19 protein-coding genes are annotated in these 18,043 nt (G+C 72.1%); 9 read left to right on the top strand and 10 right to left on the bottom strand.

Annotated elements, in window-relative coordinates; genetic code table 11:
• Positions 1 to 9: 9 nt before the first annotated feature.
• Positions 10 to 447, bottom strand: coding sequence for a gamma-glutamylcyclotransferase family protein (locus tag ACZ42A_RS08225; protein ID WP_468526369.1), 438 nt, complete (start codon positions 445 to 447; stop codon positions 10 to 12).
• 106 nt (positions 448 to 553) lie between these two features.
• Between ACZ42A_RS08225 and ACZ42A_RS08220 the strand changes: the two genes are divergently transcribed.
• Positions 554 to 2,002, top strand: a complete 1,449-nt coding sequence (locus ACZ42A_RS08220) for an NAD(P)H-quinone dehydrogenase (RefSeq protein ID WP_468526368.1) — start codon at positions 554 to 556, stop codon at positions 2,000 to 2,002.
• A gap of 167 nt (positions 2,003 to 2,169) precedes the next feature.
• Positions 2,170 to 3,156: a DeoR/GlpR family DNA-binding transcription regulator gene (locus ACZ42A_RS08215; RefSeq protein WP_468526367.1), complete on the top strand. Its 987-nt coding sequence runs from the start codon at positions 2,170 to 2,172 to the stop codon at positions 3,154 to 3,156.
• Positions 3,157 to 3,283: 127 nt separating this feature from the next.
• Here the strand turns inward: ACZ42A_RS08215 and ACZ42A_RS08210 are convergent, their stop codons facing one another.
• Entirely contained in the window at positions 3,284 to 5,059 is a 1,776-nt protein-coding gene (locus ACZ42A_RS08210; RefSeq protein WP_468526366.1) for an acetyl/propionyl/methylcrotonyl-CoA carboxylase subunit alpha, read from the bottom strand.
• Between the two features lie 372 nt (positions 5,060 to 5,431).
• On the opposite strand from ACZ42A_RS08210, the gene ACZ42A_RS08205 reads away from it, so the two are divergent.
• Positions 5,432 to 5,893: a hypothetical protein gene (locus ACZ42A_RS08205; RefSeq protein ID WP_468526365.1), complete on the top strand. Its 462-nt coding sequence runs from the start codon at positions 5,432 to 5,434 to the stop codon at positions 5,891 to 5,893.
• Positions 5,894 to 5,929: 36 nt separating this feature from the next.
• Here the strand turns inward: ACZ42A_RS08205 and ACZ42A_RS08200 are convergent, their stop codons facing one another.
• From ACZ42A_RS08200 to ACZ42A_RS08185, 4 genes are all read right to left on the bottom strand, one after another.
• Positions 5,930 to 6,538 (bottom strand): Maf family protein, encoded by a 609-nt coding sequence (locus ACZ42A_RS08200; RefSeq protein WP_468526364.1) that lies wholly within the window; start codon positions 6,536 to 6,538, stop codon positions 5,930 to 5,932.
• Positions 6,539 to 6,598: 60 nt separating this feature from the next.
• On the bottom strand, positions 6,599 to 6,727 hold the full coding sequence (gene mmpB / locus ACZ42A_RS08195) for a morphogenic membrane protein MmpB (protein WP_468526363.1): 129 nt from the start codon (positions 6,725 to 6,727) through the stop codon (positions 6,599 to 6,601).
• A 136-nt stretch (positions 6,728 to 6,863) separates the two neighbouring features.
• Positions 6,864 to 7,073, bottom strand: a complete 210-nt coding sequence (locus ACZ42A_RS08190; protein ID WP_468526362.1) for an acyl-CoA carboxylase epsilon subunit — start codon at positions 7,071 to 7,073, stop codon at positions 6,864 to 6,866.
• A gap of 23 nt (positions 7,074 to 7,096) precedes the next feature.
• Positions 7,097 to 8,680, bottom strand: coding sequence for an acyl-CoA carboxylase subunit beta (locus ACZ42A_RS08185; protein WP_468526361.1), 1,584 nt, complete (start codon positions 8,678 to 8,680; stop codon positions 7,097 to 7,099).
• A gap of 110 nt (positions 8,681 to 8,790) precedes the next feature.
• On the opposite strand from ACZ42A_RS08185, the gene ACZ42A_RS08180 reads away from it, so the two are divergent.
• Both ACZ42A_RS08180 and ACZ42A_RS08175 read left to right on the top strand, forming a co-directional pair.
• Entirely contained in the window at positions 8,791 to 9,651 is an 861-nt protein-coding gene (locus ACZ42A_RS08180; protein ID WP_468526360.1) for a biotin--[acetyl-CoA-carboxylase] ligase, read from the top strand.
• A 342-nt stretch (positions 9,652 to 9,993) separates the two neighbouring features.
• The gene (locus ACZ42A_RS08175; RefSeq protein ID WP_468526359.1) at positions 9,994 to 11,112 is read left to right on the top strand and encodes an adenylate/guanylate cyclase domain-containing protein; all 1,119 of its coding nucleotides are present in this window, start codon (positions 9,994 to 9,996) and stop codon (positions 11,110 to 11,112) included.
• Between the two features lie 114 nt (positions 11,113 to 11,226).
• Here the strand turns inward: ACZ42A_RS08175 and ACZ42A_RS08170 are convergent, their stop codons facing one another.
• Positions 11,227 to 11,865, bottom strand: a complete 639-nt coding sequence (locus ACZ42A_RS08170) for a hypothetical protein (RefSeq protein ID WP_468526358.1) — start codon at positions 11,863 to 11,865, stop codon at positions 11,227 to 11,229.
• A gap of 262 nt (positions 11,866 to 12,127) precedes the next feature.
• Here ACZ42A_RS08170 and ACZ42A_RS08165 point away from each other — a divergent pair, with 262 nt between their 5' ends.
• On the top strand, positions 12,128 to 12,928 hold the full coding sequence (locus tag ACZ42A_RS08165) for an enoyl-CoA hydratase/isomerase family protein (RefSeq protein WP_468526763.1): 801 nt from the start codon (positions 12,128 to 12,130) through the stop codon (positions 12,926 to 12,928).
• Here ACZ42A_RS08165 and ACZ42A_RS08160 read toward each other — a convergent pair.
• Positions 12,891 to 13,052 (bottom strand): hypothetical protein, encoded by a 162-nt coding sequence (locus ACZ42A_RS08160; RefSeq protein ID WP_468526357.1) that lies wholly within the window; start codon positions 13,050 to 13,052, stop codon positions 12,891 to 12,893. The two genes, ACZ42A_RS08165 and ACZ42A_RS08160, sit on opposite strands and share 38 nt — an antisense overlap.
• Positions 13,053 to 13,465: 413 nt before the next feature.
• Here ACZ42A_RS08160 and ACZ42A_RS08155 point away from each other — a divergent pair, with 413 nt between their 5' ends.
• Both ACZ42A_RS08155 and hutH read left to right on the top strand, forming a co-directional pair.
• Positions 13,466 to 14,608, top strand: a complete 1,143-nt coding sequence (locus tag ACZ42A_RS08155) for a GGDEF domain-containing protein (RefSeq protein WP_468526356.1) — start codon at positions 13,466 to 13,468, stop codon at positions 14,606 to 14,608.
• A 94-nt stretch (positions 14,609 to 14,702) separates the two neighbouring features.
• Positions 14,703 to 16,241, top strand: a complete 1,539-nt coding sequence (hutH, locus tag ACZ42A_RS08150; RefSeq protein ID WP_468526762.1) for a histidine ammonia-lyase — start codon at positions 14,703 to 14,705, stop codon at positions 16,239 to 16,241.
• A gap of 54 nt (positions 16,242 to 16,295) precedes the next feature.
• Here the strand turns inward: hutH and ACZ42A_RS08145 are convergent, their stop codons facing one another.
• The gene (locus ACZ42A_RS08145) at positions 16,296 to 17,096 is read right to left on the bottom strand and encodes a hypothetical protein (protein WP_468526355.1); all 801 of its coding nucleotides are present in this window, start codon (positions 17,094 to 17,096) and stop codon (positions 16,296 to 16,298) included.
• A 56-nt stretch (positions 17,097 to 17,152) separates the two neighbouring features.
• Positions 17,153 to 17,461, bottom strand: coding sequence for a hypothetical protein (locus tag ACZ42A_RS08140; RefSeq protein WP_468526354.1), 309 nt, complete (start codon positions 17,459 to 17,461; stop codon positions 17,153 to 17,155).
• Between the two features lie 109 nt (positions 17,462 to 17,570).
• Between ACZ42A_RS08140 and ACZ42A_RS08135 the strand changes: the two genes are divergently transcribed.
• The gene (locus tag ACZ42A_RS08135) at positions 17,571 to 17,981 is read left to right on the top strand and encodes a hypothetical protein (protein WP_468526353.1); all 411 of its coding nucleotides are present in this window, start codon (positions 17,571 to 17,573) and stop codon (positions 17,979 to 17,981) included.
• Positions 17,982 to 18,043 lie beyond the last annotated feature (62 nt).

The raw sequence follows: 18,043 nt of genomic DNA, 5'->3' as shown, positions 1-18,043 counted from the left end.
TCGCTTCTCTCAGCAGGGGCGCTTGCGTAGTTCCATCACGTAATCGTGTGGGGCTCCGGCGGATTCCGCCGCGTCGGCGATTTCGCCCAGGTAGCGGGCGGAGGGCAGGCCGCCCTCGTAGCCGTTGAGGACGTAGGCCCAGGCCTGCTCCTCGCCCTCGAGGGTGTGGACCCGGACGCGGAGGCGGCGGTAGACGTCGAGGCCCACGCCGACCCAGCGGTCCAGGGACTCCTCGTCCATCGGGGCGATGTCGTACAGGGCGACGAAGACCTGGGAGCCGGGTTCCTCGACGATCGTGGCCAGGGCACCCTCCCAGCCGAGCTGCTCGCCGCCGAAGGTCAGTCGCCAGCCGTTCAGCCAGCCCGTGGCGCGGAGCGGCGAGTGGGGAGCGCGGCGGTTCATCAGCCGCGCGTCGAGATTGCCGGCGTACGCGGCGTAGAGCGACATGGGGAGAGGGTACGGCAGGCGGCTCCGCCGTCACTTTCGTCGCACGGGTGTCAGGGGTCGCCCGGCCGGGCCCCCGGGGCAGTCGCACCTTGAAGCGTGCGGGACAATGGAGTACGTGACTCGGATCGTGATCATCGGTGGCGGACCCGGCGGATACGAAGCGGCGCTGGTCGCCGCGCAGCTCGGTGCGGAGGTGACCGTCGTCGACTGCGACGGTCTGGGCGGTGCGTCGGTCCTGACCGACTGCGTGCCGTCGAAGACGCTCATCGCGACGGCCGAGGTGATGACCACCTTCGACTCGTCGTACGAGGAGCTGGGGATCATCGTCGCGGACGACACCCCGTACGTCGACACGCCCGCCCGGGTGGTGGGCGTCGATCTCGGCAAGGTCAACCGGCGGGTGAAGCGGCTGGCCCTGGCCCAGTCGCACGACATCACCGCGTCCGTGACGCGTGCCGGTGCCCGGGTCGTGCGCGGGCGCGGGCGGCTGGAGGGGCAGCAGGCCCTGGACGGGTCGCGGAAGGTCGTGGTGCGGGCCGCTGACGGGAGCGAGGAGACGCTCGTCGCCGATGCCGTGCTCATCGCCACCGGTGGGCATCCTCGTGAGCTGGCCGACGCCAAGCCCGACGGCGAGCGGATTCTGAACTGGACGCAGGTGTACGACCTGACCGAGCTCCCCGAGGAGCTGATCGTGGTCGGGTCCGGTGTCACCGGTGCCGAGTTCGCCGGCGCCTACCAGGCGCTCGGGTCGAAGGTCACGCTGGTTTCGTCGCGGGATCGCGTGCTGCCCGGCGAGGATCCGGACGCGGCGGCTGTGCTGGAGGACGTCTTCCGGCGGCGTGGCATGAACGTCATGGCGCGGTCGCGGGCGCAGTCCGCCAAGCGGGTGGGGGACCGGGTCGAGGTCACGCTCGCCGACGGGCGGGTCATCACGGGTACGCACTGTCTGATGGCCGTGGGTGCCATTCCGAACACCGACGGCATGGGCCTGGAGGAGGCCGGGGTCAAGCTGCGGGACTCCGGGCACATCTGGACCGACAAGGTGTCGAGGACCACCGCGCCCGGCGTGTACGCCGCCGGTGACGTGACGGGTGTCTTCGCGCTCGCCTCGGTGGCCGCCATGCAGGGGCGGATCGCCATGTACCACTTCCTCGGTGACGCGGTGGCGCCGCTGAACCTGAAGACCGTGTCGTCGAACGTCTTTACGGACCCGGAGATCGCGACCGTCGGCTACACCCAGGCCGACGTGGACGCCGGGAAGATCGACGCCCGGGTCGTGAAGCTGCCGCTGCTGCGCAACCCGCGCGCGAAGATGCAGGGCATCCGGGACGGTTTCGTCAAGATTTTCTGCCGACCGGGGACGGGGATCGTGGTCGGTGGTGTCGTCGTGGCGCCGCGCGCTTCGGAACTGATCCATCCCATCTCGATCGCCGTCGACAACAATCTGACGGTCGAACAGATCGCGAACGCCTTCACCGTGTACCCCTCCCTTTCGGGCTCGATCGCCGAGGTCGCCCGGCAGCTGCACACCCGCAAGGCCGGCGACGGCGGCTGACGGCCGAAACCGACTCCCCGCTGGTCACAGCGAGTTGTCGAGAGTGCGTACGGCATAGGCGGCGGGAGTGGGCTCCTATACCACTTCCGCCCCTGCTGTGCGAACAACTTCTGTTATTCGGCGCAAACTGCTGAAACCAGACGGTCGTTGGGGTTACTGTCAGTTTCGTGTTCGCTGCAGAACGTCGCCAATTGATCCTCGAAATGGTGCGAGCGAACGGGGCCGTGTCGCTCCGTGAGCTCGCCCGCGTCGTCCAGACCTCCGAAGTGACCGTACGACGGGACGTGCGCGCGCTGGAGGCAGAAGGACTCCTCGACCGCCGGCACGGCGGTGCGGTACTGCCGGGCGGGTTCACGCGAGAGTCCGGCTTTCCGCAGAAGTCTCATCTCGCGACCGCCGAGAAGACGGCCATCGCCGACCTCGCCGCCAACTTCGTGGAAGAGGGCGAGGCCATCGTCGTCGGGGCGGGCACCACGACCCAGGAGCTGGCCCGCCGGCTCGCCCGGATCCCCGGGCTGACCGTCGTCACCAACTCCCTCCTGGTCGCGCAGGCCCTGGCCCACGCCAACCGGGTGGAGGTCGTGATGACCGGCGGTACGCTGCGCGGGTCCAACTACGCCCTCGTCGGCTCCGGCGCCGAACAGTCCCTCCAGGGGCTGCGCGTCTCCCGGGCCTTCCTCTCCGGGAGCGGGCTCACCGCCGAGCGCGGGCTGTCCACGTCCAACATGCTCTCCGCCTCCGTCGACCGCGCCCTCGTGCAGGCCGCCGCGGAGGTCGTGGTCCTCGCCGACCACACCAAGCTGGGCACGGACACCATGTTCCAGACCGTGCCGACGGACGTCATCACCCGCCTCGTCACCGACGAGCCCCCGCCGCACGACGACCGCGCGGCCACCGAGCTCCAGGCCCTGGCCGACCAGGGCGTCCAGATCGCGGTCGCGGGCACCGGTGCCTCGGGAAACGCCGGGGGCCACGGCAGCACGGGGGGTGACTCCGGCCCGGCCCGCCAGCAGCGCCGGGACGTCCCTCTCCCGGGCCCGCGCCGTGGCCAGGTCCCCGGCGCCCAGGGTCTGCGCGCCGCCGCGGTCATGGGCGGGGAACAGCCGCCCGGGGCGGAGCGAGGGGCACGGGTCGCCGACCTTCGACGCCGCTAGGGCCTAAGGCGCGGCGGCGGCCCGTACACCGGCCTCGCGGGAACGGTCGTACGACGGCCAACGCCGCGCGCCCGGCGGAGAAGATCCCCGCCGGGCGCGTAGACGAACCTCTTCGTTGCCGTCCGGGTCAGTCCTTGATCTCGCAGATGGCGGCGCCGGAGGTGATGGAGGCGCCGACTTCGGCGGTCAGGCCCTTGATGGTGCCGGACTTGTGGGCGTTGAGGGGCTGTTCCATCTTCATGGCCTCCAGGACGACGACGAGGTCGCCTTCCTGGACTTCCTGGCCTTCCTCGACGGCGATCTTGACGATGGTGCCCTGCATCGGGGAGGCGAGGGTGTCGCCGGAGGCGACGGGGCCGGACTTCTTCGCGGCGCGTCGCTTGGGCTTGGCGCCGGCGGCGAGGCCGGTGCGGGCCAGGGACATGCCGAGCGAGGAGGGGAGGGAGACCTCGAGGCGCTTGCCGCCGACCTCGACGACGACCGTCTCGCGGCCGGCTTCCTCGTCGGCTTCGGTGGTGTCGGTGGGGGCGGCGAAGGGCTTGATGTCGTTGACGAACTCGGTCTCGATCCAGCGGGTGTGGACCGTGAACGGGTCGGTGGAGCCGGTGAGTTCGGGCGCGAAGGCCGGGTCCTTGACGACCGCGCGGTGGAACGGGATCGCGGTGGCCATGCCTTCGACCTGGAACTCCTCCAGGGCGCGGGCGGCGCGCTGGAGGGCCTGCTCACGGGTGGCGCCGGTGACGATGAGCTTGGCCAGCAGCGAGTCCCACGCCGGGCCGATGACCGAGCCGGACTCCACGCCCGCGTCCAGGCGGACGCCGGGGCCGGACGGCGGGTTGAAGGTGGTGACCGTGCCGGGGGCCGGGAGGAAGTTGCGGCCCGGGTCCTCGCCGTTGATGCGGAACTCGAAGGAGTGGCCGCGCAGCGGCGGGTCGTCGTAGCCCAGCTCCTCGCCGTCGGCGATGCGGAACATCTCGCGAACCAGGTCGATGCCGGCGACCTCTTCGGTGACCGGGTGCTCGACCTGGAGGCGGGTGTTGACCTCGAGGAAGGAGATCGTGCCGTCGTTGCCGACGAGGAACTCGACGGTGCCGGCACCGACGTAGCCGGCCTCCTTGAGGATGGCCTTGGACGACGAGTACAGCTCGGCGACCTGCTCGTCGGACAGGAACGGCGCGGGGGCCTCCTCGACCAGCTTCTGGTGGCGGCGCTGCAGCGAGCAGTCACGCGTGGAGACCACGACGACGTTGCCGTGCTGGTCGGCGAGGCACTGGGTCTCGACGTGGCGGGGCTTGTCGAGGTAGCGCTCGACGAAGCACTCGCCGCGGCCGAAGGCGGCGACCGCCTCGCGGACCGCGGAGTCGTAGAGCTCCGGGACCTCTTCCAGGGTGCGGGCGACCTTCAGGCCGCGGCCGCCGCCGCCGAAGGCGGCCTTGATCGCGATGGGCAGGCCGTGCTCCTTCGCGAACTCCACGACCTCCTCGGCACCGCTCACCGGGTCCGGCGTACCGGCGACCAGCGGCGCGCCGGCGCGCTGGGCGATGTGGCGGGCGGCGACCTTGTCGCCGAGGTCGCGGATGGCCTGCGGGGGCGGGCCGATCCAGATCAGGCCCGCGTCCAGGACGGCCTGGGCGAACTCCGCGTTCTCCGAGAGAAAGCCGTATCCGGGGTGGATCGCGTCGGCTCCGGACTCCTTGGCGGCCTTCAGCACCTTCTGGATGTCGAGATAGCTGGTGGCCGGGGTGTCACCGCCCAGAGCGAACGCCTCATCCGCGGCGCGGACATGCAGAGCGTCCCGGTCCGGGTCGGCGTAGACGGCCACGCTCGCGATACCGGCGTCCCGGCAGGCCCGGGCAACGCGGACAGCGATTTCGCCACGGTTGGCGATGAGCACCTTGCGCACGATGAGGCTCCCTCCTTGAAACAAGCCGAGTTTAGGGACTGCCGACACGGCACTTCGACCCGTCCCCAATGGTGAGCTTGCCCACACGGAGCGTGATTCGAGGCTCGCTCGACCCGCGAAATCCCTTGTCCCACCTTGATACGCAGGATTCCTTCGGGAAACCCTAGCCGCCTCCTGTGGTCAAGGTCTCTGTCATCAGGTGCTGCGGGCCACTCTGTTTCTTTGTGGAGTCCCTACGAATGGCCCAATGGTTCTTTGCCCTTCGCAGGACCCTTGTCCCGTGGTTTACCCGTTAGTAGCGTGCGTGACGTCTCGAACGTACTTGGGGTAACAGCAGCCTTGCTCCGGCGAGGGTCGAAGGTGGGTGGAACCGTGGTGCGCAGGCCGGTGGCATGGGTCGTGGCGGTCGTGCTCTTCGCCGAGGCGCTGGGCATCGCGGGGCTGAACTGGTTCCTCGGGGTCGTGGTCGACCGTCAGGACATGTCCCTCGCGGGGCTCGACCCGGACATGATGGCGACGTCCTCGAAGATCGGTGGTGTCGTCTTCGGGCTCTACTTCGCCCTGTGCGGCCTGGTGGCCCTGCTGGTCGCCCTGCGCGACCGCCCGGCGGCCGGCCTCGGACGCATCCTGCTGATCAGCGCGGCGGTGGTGCACGGGCTGCTGGGGGCGTTCGTGTGGGGGCTGGTGGGGTGGCCCGCGTTCCTGTTCATGGTGCTGGTGCTCGGGCTGATCGTGCTGCTGCTGATGACGTACGGCCCCGCGGAGCCCGCCCGGTCCGCCGCGCCCGAGGACCCTACGGACGCGATGCCGGAGGGCGGGGCCGCGCCGGCCTGAGGCCGCCCCGCGTCGCCGCCCGCGGGAAGGCGCCCGTCACGTCCACAGGTCGGTGATGTTGATCCCCAGCTGGGCCAGCAGCTTCCGGATGAGCGGCAGGCTGATGCCGATCACATTGCCGTGGTCGCCGTCGATGCCCTCGATGAAGGGGGCCGAGCGGCCGTCGAGGGTGAAGGCGCCGGCGACGTGGAGGGGCTCGCCGGAGGCGACGTAGGCGGCGATCTCCTCGTCGCTGGGGTCGCCGAAACGGACGACGGTGGAGGCGGTGGCGGAGGCGTAGCGGCCGGTCGCGGTGTCGTAGACGCAGTGGCCGGTCTGGAGGGTGCCGGCGCGGCCGCGCATCGACTTCCAGCGGGCCGTGGCCTCCTCGGCGTCGCCCGGCTTGCCCAGGGCCTGGCCGTCCAGGTCGAGGACCGAGTCGCAGCCGATCACGATCGCGCCCATGACCTCGGGCTTCGCGGCCACGACGGAGGCCTTGGCCTCGGCGAGGGCGAGGGCCAGCTCGGCGGGGGTGGGGGCGGTGACGGCGTCCTCGTCGACGCCGCTCACGATCACCTCGGGGTCGAGCCCGGCCTGGCGGAGCAGGCCCAGCCGGGCGGGGGACTGGGAGGCGAGCACGAGGCGGCGGCGCGGCTGATCAGTCATGCCGTCAGGTTAGCGGCGTGCACGCCTCGGCTCACCAGGTCGGCCGCGTACCCGCCGGGCTCATCCCAGCCCGATGACGATCATCGCGAGCACCATGGCCAGCGCCATGAGAACGCCGAGCCGCCGCAGCATCGCCTGCATGTCGCGCAGTTCCTTGGGCGGCTCGTTCTCCGGGTCGGACCACAGCATGCCTGCCATCGTCCGGCGGCGATCCGAGCCGCGCCTGAGTACGCGTACTCAACTTCCCTAAAAGGATCGACGGTTCCGTTAAGCGGCGTGATGAGCACCGCCGCCTACACAGCCGTCGCGCGCGTACCGGGCCGGCTCAGCCGGGCCAGTACGTGCGCTCCCAGGTCGCCGGGCCCGGCTGGGGGAGCCGGCGGGCGGCGATGCGGGACGGGTCGGACCAGGAGTCGCGGGCGGTGGTCGCGCCGGGCGGGGCGACGGCCGCCGCCGCGGCGCGGACGCGGACCACCGCCAGTGCGGCGGCCAGCTCCTCCGGGGTCGGGTTTCCCCGTACGACCTTGATGTTCATGACCGCTCCCAGGGTCCGCGGGTCTAGAGGGGGATGTTGCCGTGCTTCTTCGGAGGCAGGGATTCCCGCTTCGTGCGCAGCTGACGCAGGCCGCGCACGATGTGCCGGCGGGTCTCCGACGGCATGATCACCGCGTCGACGTAACCGCGCTCGGCCGCGACGTACGGGTTGAGCAGGGCGTCCTCGTACTCCCGCATCAGCCGCGCCCGGGTCGCCTCGGGGTCCTCCGCCTCGGCGATGGTGCGCCGGTGCAGGATGTTGACCGCGCCCTGCGCGCCCATCACGGCGATCTGGGCGGTGGGCCACGCCAGGTTGAGGTCGGCGCCCAGGTGCTTGGAGCCCATGACGTCGTAGGCGCCGCCGAAGGCCTTGCGGGTGATGACCGTGATCAGCGGGACGGTCGCCTCGGCGTAGGCGTAGATCAGCTTGGCGCCGCGCCGGATGATGCCGGTGTGCTCCTGGTCGACGCCGGGCAGGAAGCCGGGGACGTCCACGAAGGTGAGCACGGGCACGTTGAAGGCGTCGCACGTCCGCACGAACCGCGCGGCCTTCTCGGACGCGTCGATGTCCAGGCAGCCCGCGAACTGCATCGGCTGGTTGGCGACGATGCCGACCGGACGGCCCTCGACCCGCCCGAAGCCGGTGAGGATGTTCGGCGCGAACAGCGGCTGGGTCTCGAAGAACTCGGCGTCGTCGAGGACGTGCTCGATGACGGTGTGCATGTCGTACGGCTGGTTCGCGCTGTCCGGGACGATCGTGTCCAGCTCGCGGTCCTCGTCCGTGACGGACAGGTCCGCCTCCTCCGGGAAGGCCGGGGGCTCGCTGAGGTTGTTGGACGGCAGGTAGCTCAGCAGCTGCTTGACGTACTCGATGGCGTCCTTCTCGTCGCCCGCCATGTGGTGGGCGACTCCGGAGGCCGTGTTGTGGGTCCTGGCCCCGCCCAGCTCCTCGAAGCCGACGTCCTCGCCGGTGACGGTCTTGATCACGTCCGGGCCGGTGATGAACATGTGCGAGGTCTGGTCGACCATGACCGTGAAGTCGGTGATGGCGGGCGAGTAGACCGCGCCGCCCGCGCAGGGGCCCACGACGAGGCTGATCTGCGGGATGACGCCGGAGGCGTGCGTGTTCCGGCGGAAGATCTCACCGTAGGCGCCCAGGGAGGCCACGCCCTCCTGGATGCGGGCCCCGCCGGAGTCGTTGATGCCGATGACCGGGCAGCCGGTCTTCAGCGCGAAGTCCATGACCTTGACGATCTTCTGGCCGTAGACCTCGCCGAGGGCGCCGCCGAAGACGGTGAAGTCCTGCGAGAACACGGCGACCGGACGGCCGTCCACGGTGCCGTAGCCGGTGACGACGCCGTCCCCGTACGGGCGGTTGGCGTCGAGGCCGAAGTTGGTGGAGCGGTGCCGGGCGAACTCGTCCAGCTCGACGAACGAGCCCTCGTCCAGCAGCAGATCGATCCGCTCACGGGCCGTCAGCTTGCCCTTGGAGTGCTGCTTTTCCACGGCGCGGGCGGAGCCGGCGTGCGTCGCCTCCTCGATGCGGCGCTGGAGATCCGCGAGCTTGCCCGCGGTGGTGTGAATGTCGATCTCTTCCGGCTCGGACATCGGGATGCGGCTCCCTGCCTGCTCAAAAGGGGGGACGGTTACTCATCCGTAGACTAGTGGGGGGCCTACCCATCGGCAGTGCGGTCTTTCCCACACCTAGGGTGGCTTGCATGACGCCGCGAGATGCATCAGGAGACAGCCGCTGGTCGGACCTCGACCGGCCGCCCCTCAACGCCGCCGCACTGCGCCGGGCACTGGTCCGCGAGGGCGGTCTGTGGTCGGACGTGGAGGTCGTACAGCGCACCGGCTCCACCAACAGCGACCTGGTGGCCCGCGCCGCCGCCGGTGACACGCCCGAGGGCGTGATCCTCGTGGCCGAGGAGCAGACCTCCGGCCGGGGCCGCCTGGACCGCCAGTGGACGGCGCCACCCCGCTCCGGCCTCTTCTTCTCCGTACTGCTGCGGCCGAGCGATGTGCCGGTGGCCCGCTGGGGCTGGCTCCCGCTGCTCACCGGCGTGGCCGTGGCCACCGGGTTGTCGCGCACGGCGGGCGTCGACACGGCCCTCAAGTGGCCGAACGACCTGCTGGTGACCGTGGGCGGCGAGGAGCGCAAGGCGGGCGGCATCCTCGCCGAGCGGGCCGGAGCGGACGGGGTCGTCGTCGGCGTCGGCATCAACGTCACCCTCCGCGCGGACGAGCTGCCGGTCCCCCAGGCGGGTTCGCTGGCCCTGGCCGGAGCCGCCGGCACGGACCGGGACCCGCTGCTGCGGGGGATCCTCCGGTCCCTGGAGGACTGGTACGGCCGCTGGCGCGCCGCCACCGGCGACCCGGCGGCCTGCGGCCTCCAGGAGACCTACGCGGCGGGCTGCGCGACCCTGGGCCGGGTGGTCCGGGCGGAGCTGCCGGGCGACCGGTCGGTGGTGGGAGAGGCGGTCGCCGTGGACGGCGACGGCAGGCTGGTGATCGCCACGAAGGAGGGCGTACAGGAGCCGGTGGGCGCGGGAGACATCGTCCACTTGCGACCGGCGTGAGCGGGAGTGACCTGAGGGGCGCGGCCATCGTGCACTTGAAACCAGCGTGAGGGGAGCGCCCCGTAAGGGGCGCGGGGCTGTGTCGATATGCGGCTCCGCCGCGTGGGCGCGACCAGCCACGCACGACCCGCACCCGGCAGACGGGGGAACCCGGCAGCCGGCGCCCCGTAAGGGGCGCGGGAACTGCGCGACCAGCCACAAACGACCCGCACCCGGCAGACGAGAGGAACCCACCACCTGCTGCGCCGCCCCGGTCAACCCAACGGAGTGAGCTGGCGCACATCTGCCGTAGAGTTGAGGCCGGTCGATACCTGACCGTGGCAGATCGGAAGGGCAACAGGCGTGACCGTCGACGACACGGGCTCCGGCATGGGTCGCAACCCAGAGCCCGACGGCACCGACCCGGGCGAGGACCCCCTCGCACTCCGCCTCGAACAGCTCATCCTCGGCGCCGAACGCCGCTACACCCCCTTTCAGGCGGCCCGCAGCGCCGGTGTCTCCATGGAGCTGGCGTCCCGCTTCTGGCGGGCGATGGGCTTCGCCGACATCGGGCAGGCCAAGGCGCTCACCGAGGCGGACGTCCTCGCCCTGCGCCGCCTTGCCGGTCTGGTGGAGGCGGGGCTGCTGAGCGAGGCGATGGCGGTGCAGGTGGCCCGGTCGACGGGTCAGACCACCGCCCGTCTGGCCGAGTGGCAGATCGATTCCTTCCTGGAGGGTCTGACGGAGCCGCCCGAGCCCGGTATGACCCGCACAGAGGTTACGTATCCCCTGGTCGAGCTGCTGCTGCCGGAGCTGGAGGAGTTCCTGGTCTACGTCTGGCGGCGGCAGCTCGCCGCCGCGACCGGCCGTGTCGTGCAGGCCGCCGACGACGAGGAGATGGTCGACCGCCGGCTGGCCGTGGGCTTCGCCGACCTCGTCGGCTTCACCCGGCTGACCCGCCGCCTGGAGGAGGAGGAGCTGGGCGAGCTGGTCGAGGCCTTCGAGACGACCGCCGCCGACCTGGTCGCCGCGCGCGGCGGCCGGCTGATCAAGACGCTCGGTGACGAGGTGCTCTACAGCGCCGACGACGCGGGCGTCGCCGCGGAGATCGCGCTGCGGCTGATCGAGACCATGGCGAACGACGAGACCATGCCCGAGCTGCGCGTCGGCATCGCCTTCGGCACGGTGACGACCCGTATGGGTGATGTCTTCGGTACGACGGTGAACCTCGCCTCCCGGCTGACGTCGATAGCGCCCCGGGACGCCGTGCTCGTCGACAGCGCCTTCGCCGAGGAGCTGATCCGTACGGGGGAGGCCCCGGCCTCCGAGGCGGAGGCGGCAGAGGCCGCGGCCGCCGCGGAGAAGGAGGGCGAGCAGCCGCCGACGTACCGCTTCGCCCTCCAGCCGATGTGGCAGCGGCCGGTGCGCGGCCTGGGCGTGGTCGAGCCGTGGCTGCTCAACCGGCGGGACGGGACGGCGTAGCGCGGGGACACCGCCGGAGAGGCATGGGCCTCGGCTTTGCGGCAGGGGACCGCCGCGGGGCGCCGGCGCTCGCTCGGTGACGGGACCGCGCGGTGGGTCATCCGCCTCGCCGGGTCAGCGGCGCTCATCCAGCGGGTCCACGCACAGGCCGACGACCGGTACGCACAGCCTCGGGTCATCCGGGTGTCCCGGTGCCGGGTTGCCGGTGGTCGGGTCGGGCGTGGGGGTCGGTTTCGGCTTCGGCCTGGTGTCCGGCTGCGGGGCCGTGCCGGGAGGCGCCGGTGGCGCGGCCGTGGTCCCTGGGGCCGAGGGGGGATTCGGGGCGCTCGGGATGGTCGTGGTGTCGGGTACGCCGATGCCGGTGTGTGTGGGGGAGGCGGTCGCGGTGGGGACGGGCACCGTGGTCGCCCGGGTCGCCGCCCCGCCCAGCGCGGACGGCGCGGAAGGACTGCCCTCCGGTGCGGCGGCGCGGGTCGCCGCCGTGGTCGTCGCCCGGTCCCCGCTGCCGCCGGTCGTCGCCGGGTCCGGGCTGGGGCCGGTCCGCGTGGTGCCGAGACCGCCGACGACGCCCGGGTCCGGTGTGAGCCGTACGAGGCTCAGCACCCCGGCGGCCACGGCAAGCCCGCCCGCCGCGAGCAGCAGTTTGCGGGGCCGGGGGCGCCGGTGCCGGCCGCGGGCCGGGCGGACCGGACGGACCCGGCCGACCGTGCTGCCGGCCGTGTCGGTCGTGTCGGTCTTCGGTTCGCGCGTCATGCGATCGATCCCTCCCCGATGCGTGCGCCCCCCAGTGCGCCGTGGCGGAGCACGCTATGCGCTCCCGGGGGCACGAGGCCGGGAGTCGGGCGGGATGTCACTCGAACGGGGTGTCGGCGTGAGGGAGGGGTCAGGGGGGAGTCAGGGGCGGGCCGGGGGCGGATCAGGGAGGACGGGCCTTTTCCCGGCGGGGCGCGGCTGCGATGATCGTGGCAGTGCAGTTAACCCGCGTTAACCGGAGGGTGTCGTGAGCGAGGGCGTTGTGAGCGAGGAGCGGTTCGGGGAGTTCGTGCTGGTACGGCGGCACGAGGACGGGCATGTCGCGGAGCTGGCGCTCGACCGGCCCAAGGCCATGAACGCGGTGTCGACCGAGATGGCGCGGTCCGTGGCGGGGGCGTGCGCGGCGCTGGGCGCCGACCGGGACGTCCGGGTGGTCGTGCTGACGTCGACGCACGAGCGGGCGTTCTGTGTCGGCGCGGACCTGAAAGAGCGGAACTCCTTCACCGACGCCGAACTCGTCCGCCAGCGCCCGGTCGCGCGCGGGGCGTACACCGGCGTGCTGGAGCTGCCGGTGCCGACGATCGCGGCGGTGCACGGCTTCGCCCTGGGCGGTGGCTTCGAGCTGGCGCTGTCCTGCGATGTGATCGTGGCGGACCGTACGGCGGTGGTGGGCCTGCCGGAGGTCTCGGTCGGGGTGATCCCCGGCGGCGGCGGGACGCAGCTGCTGCCCCGCAGAGTGGGTGCGGCCCGCGCGGCTGAGCTGATCTTCACGGCGCGCCGGGTGGAGGCGCCCGAGGCGCGGGACCTGGGGCTGGTCGACGTCCTGGTGGACGAGGGCCGCGACCGCGAGGAGGCCCTGTCCCTGGCCTCCCGTATCGCCGCGAATTCCCCGGTCGGTCTCCGCGCGGCCAAGCGCGCCCTGCGCCTGGGCCACGGTCTCGACCTACGCGCCGGCCTGGAGGTCGAGGACGCGGCCTGGCGCTCGGTGGCGTTCTCCGGCGACCGTGCGGAGGGGGTGGCGGCGTTCAACGAGAAGCGGAAGCCGCAGTGGCCGGGGGAGTGAGGAGCGGTGGTGCGGTGAGGGTCGTTCGGCCGGTGTCGCCGGTGTCGCCGGTGTCGCCCGTGCCGTCGATGTCGCCGGTGTCGTCGGTGTCCGCGGTGTAATCGGTGTCGCTGGTGTCGCCCATGTGGCCGACGCGGCGCGGCCTGCGCGAGGCCGTGTGGCGCTGTCCGCGCGGTGCAGCCTGCGCGGCGGGTGTGTGCGGCTCCTCTGTGCGAGGCGGCCCGTAGCCGGGCCGCCTCGCCGGGGCGCGTCGGCCGCCGGGCCCGGAGGCTGGAATCCGCTCGTCGGCGTCAGCGGCCGGAATCGCCCGGCGGCGTCAGCGGACGGAGTCCGCCCGGCGGCGTCGGCGGACCGAATCTGCCCGGCGGCGTCGGCGGACCGAATCCGCTCGTCGGCGTCGGCGGCCGGAATCGCCCGGCGTCAGCGGACGGAATCCGCCCGGCGGCGTCGAGGGCGGAAGCCCCCCGAGCCGATGTGATCACCCCAAGCGCCCCCCTCAACGTCCCACATCCCCCGAAACCTCCCTAGCCTGGAGCAATGGGTGAGGACAACCGGCTCGCGGACGTCGTCGCGCTGGCGCAGGGGATGGCCGCGGCACGCACCCCGCGGGAGTCGTGGCGGGCCGCGGCGGTCGGGGCGTGCCGGGCGCTGGACGGGAGCTTTGCCGCGCTCTCGGTGTGGGAGCGGGAGCTGGGGCGGCTGCGGGTGCTGGTGAACGTCGGGGACCGGGCGCCGGACGAGGTGGAGTTCCCGGAGGACGAGGCCTATCCGGTGCACCAGTTCGCCGAGATCACCGAGTTCCTGCACGAGCAGTGGGCCGCCGGGGGCGAGCCGGACGCCTGGGTGGAGACCGCCGACGGGCCGACCGAGGGGCGCGCGGGGTTCGTGCACGAGCGGGTCGCGGCCCTGCGCCGCCGCGGGCGCGGCTCGTGTGTCGTCGCACCGATCGTGCTGCACGGGCGGGCCTGGGGCGAGCTGTATGTCGCCCGCCCGGCCGAGGCGCCGGTGTTCGGGCGGGACGACGCCGACTTCGCGACCGTCCTGGCCGCCGTGGTGGCCGCGGGCATCGCGCAGACGGAACGGCTGGAGGAGGCCCGCAGGCTCGCCTTCACCGACTCCCTGACCGGCCTCGCCAACCGCCGCGCCGTCGACATGCGCCTGGACGAGGCGGTGGAGCGGCATCGCCGGGAGGGTGTGGTCGTCAGTCTCGTCGTCTGCGACCTCAATGGGCTCAAGCGGGTCAACGACACCCTCGGGCACGCCGTCGGCGACCGGCTGCTGGAGCGGTTCGGCTCGGTGCTGTCGCTGTGCGGGGCGATGCTGCCGGGCACGCTCGCCGCCCGGCTCGGCGGGGACGAGTTCTGTCTGCTCGCGGTCGGGCCGCCCGTCGATGACGTGGTGAAGGTGGCCGACGAACTGTGCCGCCGGGCGGCCGAGCTGGAGCTGGGCGAGGGTGTCGCCTGCGGGGTGGCCTCCACCGAGGAGCCGATCGGGACCGTCCGCTCCGCCCGCCGGCTGTTCCGGCTGGCCGACGCCGCCCAGTACCGGGCCAAGGCCGTCCGCGCGGCCCGACCGGTGGTCGCGGGCCGGGAAGGGCCGGACGACCCGGTGGTGCGCCTGGCCGACGCGCCCTCCCGGGAGCCCAGCCCGGAGCGCCGCCGCTTCCGGGGGCGGTCGTAGGTGTGGTGCCGTCGTGCGAGGTGTGAGTAAGGAGTGAACCCCGCCCCCACTGGTGACATTTTCGAATTCACTGCGTACGCTCCTGAATATGGATATGCACACTGTGGTGGTGGGGACGTCCGGCGTCACCGCGTCCGACGTCCTCGCCGTGGCCCGCGGCGGCGCCCGTGTCGAGCTCTCCGCCGAGGCGGTGGCCGCCCTCACCGCGGCCCGCGAGATCGTGGACGCCCTGGCGGCCAAGCCGGACCCCGTCTACGGCGTCTCCACCGGCTTCGGCGCCCTCGCGACCCGGCACATCGGCCAGGAGCTGCGCACCCAGCTCCAGCGCAACATCGTCCGCTCGCACGCCGCCGGCATGGGCCCGCGCGTCGAGCGGGAGGTCGTACGGGCCCTGATGTTCCTGCGGCTGAAGACCGTCTGCTCCGGGCACACCGGCGTGCGGCCCGAGGTCGCGCAGACCATGGCGGACGTCCTCAACGCCGGGATCACCCCGGTCGTGCACGAGTACGGCTCCCTCGGCTGCTCCGGCGACCTCGCCCCGCTCTCCCACTGCGCCCTCACCCTCATGGGCGAAGGGGAGGCCGAAGGCCCCGACGGCACCGTGCGGCCCGCCGGCGAGCTGCTCGCCGAGCACGGCATCGCCCCGGTCGAGCTGCGCGAGAAGGAGGGCCTCGCCCTCCTCAACGGCACCGACGGCATGCTCGGCATGCTGATCATGGCCCTGGCCGACCTGGACACCCTCTACAAGTCCGCCGACGTCACCGCCGCCCTCAGCCTCGAGGCGCTGCTCGGCACCGACAAGGTCCTCGCCCCCGAGCTGCACGCCATCCGCCCGCACCCGGGGCAGGGTGACGCCGCCGCCAACATGCTGGCCGTGCTGAAGGGCTCGGGCCTGACCGGCCATCACCAGGACGACGCGCCCCGCGTCCAGGACGCCTACTCGGTGCGCTGCGCCCCGCAGGTCGCCGGCGCCGGGCGGGACACCATGGCCCACGCCCGCCTGGTCGCCGAGCGCGAGCTGGCGTCCGCCGTCGACAACCCCGTCGTCCTCCCCGACGGCCGGGTGGAGTCCAACGGCAACTTCCACGGCGCCCCGGTGGCCTACGTCCTCGACTTCCTGGCCATCGCCGCCGCCGACCTCGCCTCCATCGCCGAGCGCCGCACCGACCGGCTGCTGGACAAGAACCGCAGCCACGGCCTGCCCCCGTTCCTCGCCGACGACGCGGGCGTGGACAGCGGCCTGATGATCGCCCAGTACACCCAGGCCGCGCTGGTCAGCGAGCTGAAGCGGCTGGCCGTACCGGCGTCCGCGGACTCCATCCCGTCCTCCGCGATGCAGGAGGACCACGTCTCCATGGGCTGGTCGGCGGCGCGCAAGCTGCGCACGGCCGTGGACAACCTCACCCGCGTCATCGCCATCGAGCTGTACGCCGCCACCCGCGCCGTCGAGCTGCGCGAGGGCCTGACCCCGGCCCCGGCGACCCGGGCCGTCCTGGACGCGGTCCGCGCGGCGGGCGTCGAGGGCCCCGGCCCCGACCGCTTCCTCGCCCCCGATCTCGCGGCGGCCGACGCCTTCGTGCGTGACGGGCGGCTGATCGCGGCGGTGGAGACGGTCACCGGTCCGCTGCGCTGACGACGAAGGGCCCTGTCGTACGCACGACAGGGCCCCGAACTCGGCGAGCGGCGGTTACTTGAGCTTGGCCGCCTGGGCGTCGATCACGACGGCGGGGACGTCGTACTTGTCGCCCGACATCATCGCGCCGAGGTTCACGGTGTAGTAGGAGGCGATGGTGTTGCCGTGCCGCACCACCTCGACGTGCAGGTCGCCCGTCTCGCCGTCCTCCATGTCGCCCGTGGCCACGAAGGCCACCGACTCGTCACCGGTGCCCGAGGCGTCCTCGGAGGCGACCTTGGTGATCTTCATCTGATCGCTGCCGGCCCCGGTGGTGAAGCCGCCCGCGCACCCCTTGACTGCGTCGGAGACCGACTTGAACGTCGTCTCGGCCCCGTCGGCGTCGTAGGAGGACAGCGAGACGACGCTCACGTTCATGCTCAGCGCGTCGGTGAAGGCGTCCTCGAACTCGCCCTCGCCCATGTCCTCCAGGGACTTCGAGGCGTTGTCCGTCGGCTTCTTCTCTTCCGTGGCCATACGGTTGGTCTCGGCCGCCGCGTCGCCCGGAGCGAGACCGCTCATCGCGTAGGCGAGCGGCTTGCACTGCTCGTCCGTGGACGCGAGGTCGCTCTTCGTGACCTTGGCCGACTTCTCCAGCGGCCCGACCTTGTACCCCTCGACATCGCCCTGGGCGATGATCAGCTTCTGCAACTCCGCCGCGGTGAGCGCCTTCGCGGCCTCGGCCTGCGAGCCCGAACCGGAGCCCTTCTTGTCGTCGGAACCCGATCCGCTCTCGGAGCAGCCCGTGATGAGGGCGAGCGACAGCACGCTCACAGCAGCCGTGGCGCCCAGCCGCGCGCCCGATGATCTCTTCATGAGCGGACTATGAGGGTCCAGTCAAGAGCACGTCAAGCCACATTAATTAACGGGACTTACAGCCCAAGACGCTCCCTGCGCACCGAATACACCACGAATCCGGCGCCCAGCGTCAGGCAGAGCGTGCCGCCGACGACGTACGGCGTGCTGTCGAAGCTGCCGGTGTCGGCGAGCCGGGCCCCGTCCTCGGAGGTGGTCGTCAGCGATGCCGCCCTGGCCTGCGTCGTCTGCGTGACCTGCGGGGCCGAAGGCTGCTGTCTGGCCGGATCGTCCGCCGTCGCGTTCGCGGAGGGAACGAACCACAGGGCGCCCAGCAGGGTGCCCGCGGCGGTGGCGGTCAGCAACGGACGGCGAGCGGATGACACGGAATATCGATCCCCTTGTGGCGCTGGCGAATTGGCCGTGTGGGGCGATGTTAGTGAAAGGCGCGGGTCACGGGAAAGTCACGGGCGCCCCGGGCCGTACGCTCCCGGCATGAGCACTCCAGAGACATCACGTTTTGTACGGCTTCGGGTGGAACTCGTTCTCGAGGTCGCGAACGCCGACGCGGTCACCAAGGCGGCGCTGCGCCGGATCGCGAGCGAGTCGGATATGCCGGCCGAGGAGCGGGTACACGCGGAGAGCGCTGTGACGGAGGACACCGCGGAGGCCCTGGCCTATCTCGTGGACCCGTTCGACCTGGTCGGCGAGGTGCCCGGGGTCGAGCTCCAGCAGGCCTCCTGGAGCAGCGAGCAGGTCGAGTACGACCCGGATTCGCCGGACTGGGACCTCGACGAGGATGATGTCGCGGGGGACGACGAAGATGACGAAGACGACGAGGTCTACGAGGACGACGAGACCGAGGCGTACGACGACGAGGACGGCGCCAGGGCGTCGAGCGGCTGAGCGCGGCGGGGAAAATAGTGGCCCCGGGGCGGCAACCGCGCCCCGGGGTTTTCTCGTCTCAA

The organism is Streptomyces sp. NPDC030838, from assembly GCF_055572035.1.
The sequence above is the reverse complement of the archived record's forward strand: the minus strand, read 5'-3'. Positions and strand labels throughout refer to the sequence as shown.

What these genes read in the sequence shown, in the direction of transcription:
- ACZ42A_RS08225 (WP_468526369.1), bottom strand. Translation starts at nt 447, where the DNA reads ATGTCGCTCTACGCCGCGTACGCCGGCAATCTCGACGCGCGGCTGATG.
- ACZ42A_RS08220 (WP_468526368.1), top strand. Translation starts at nt 554, where the DNA reads ATGGAGTACGTGACTCGGATCGTGATCATCGGTGGCGGACCCGGCGGA.
- ACZ42A_RS08200 (WP_468526364.1), bottom strand. Translation starts at nt 6,538, where the DNA reads ATGACTGATCAGCCGCGCCGCCGCCTCGTGCTCGCCTCCCAGTCCCCC.
- mmpB (WP_468526363.1), bottom strand. Translation starts at nt 6,727, where the DNA reads ATGCTGTGGTCCGACCCGGAGAACGAGCCGCCCAAGGAACTGCGCGAC.
- ACZ42A_RS08190 (WP_468526362.1), bottom strand. Translation starts at nt 7,073, where the DNA reads ATGAACATCAAGGTCGTACGGGGAAACCCGACCCCGGAGGAGCTGGCC.
- ACZ42A_RS08185 (WP_468526361.1), bottom strand. Translation starts at nt 8,680, where the DNA reads ATGTCCGAGCCGGAAGAGATCGACATTCACACCACCGCGGGCAAGCTC.
- ACZ42A_RS08180 (WP_468526360.1), top strand. Translation starts at nt 8,791, where the DNA reads ATGACGCCGCGAGATGCATCAGGAGACAGCCGCTGGTCGGACCTCGAC.
- ACZ42A_RS08170 (WP_468526358.1), bottom strand. Translation starts at nt 11,865, where the DNA reads ATGACGCGCGAACCGAAGACCGACACGACCGACACGGCCGGCAGCACG.
- ACZ42A_RS08160 (WP_468526357.1), bottom strand. Translation starts at nt 13,052, where the DNA reads ATGGGCGACACCAGCGACACCGATTACACCGCGGACACCGACGACACC.
- ACZ42A_RS08155 (WP_468526356.1), top strand. Translation starts at nt 13,466, where the DNA reads ATGGGTGAGGACAACCGGCTCGCGGACGTCGTCGCGCTGGCGCAGGGG.
- hutH (WP_468526762.1), top strand. Translation starts at nt 14,703, where the DNA reads ATGCACACTGTGGTGGTGGGGACGTCCGGCGTCACCGCGTCCGACGTC.
- ACZ42A_RS08145 (WP_468526355.1), bottom strand. Translation starts at nt 17,096, where the DNA reads ATGAAGAGATCATCGGGCGCGCGGCTGGGCGCCACGGCTGCTGTGAGC.
- ACZ42A_RS08135 (WP_468526353.1), top strand. Translation starts at nt 17,571, where the DNA reads ATGAGCACTCCAGAGACATCACGTTTTGTACGGCTTCGGGTGGAACTC.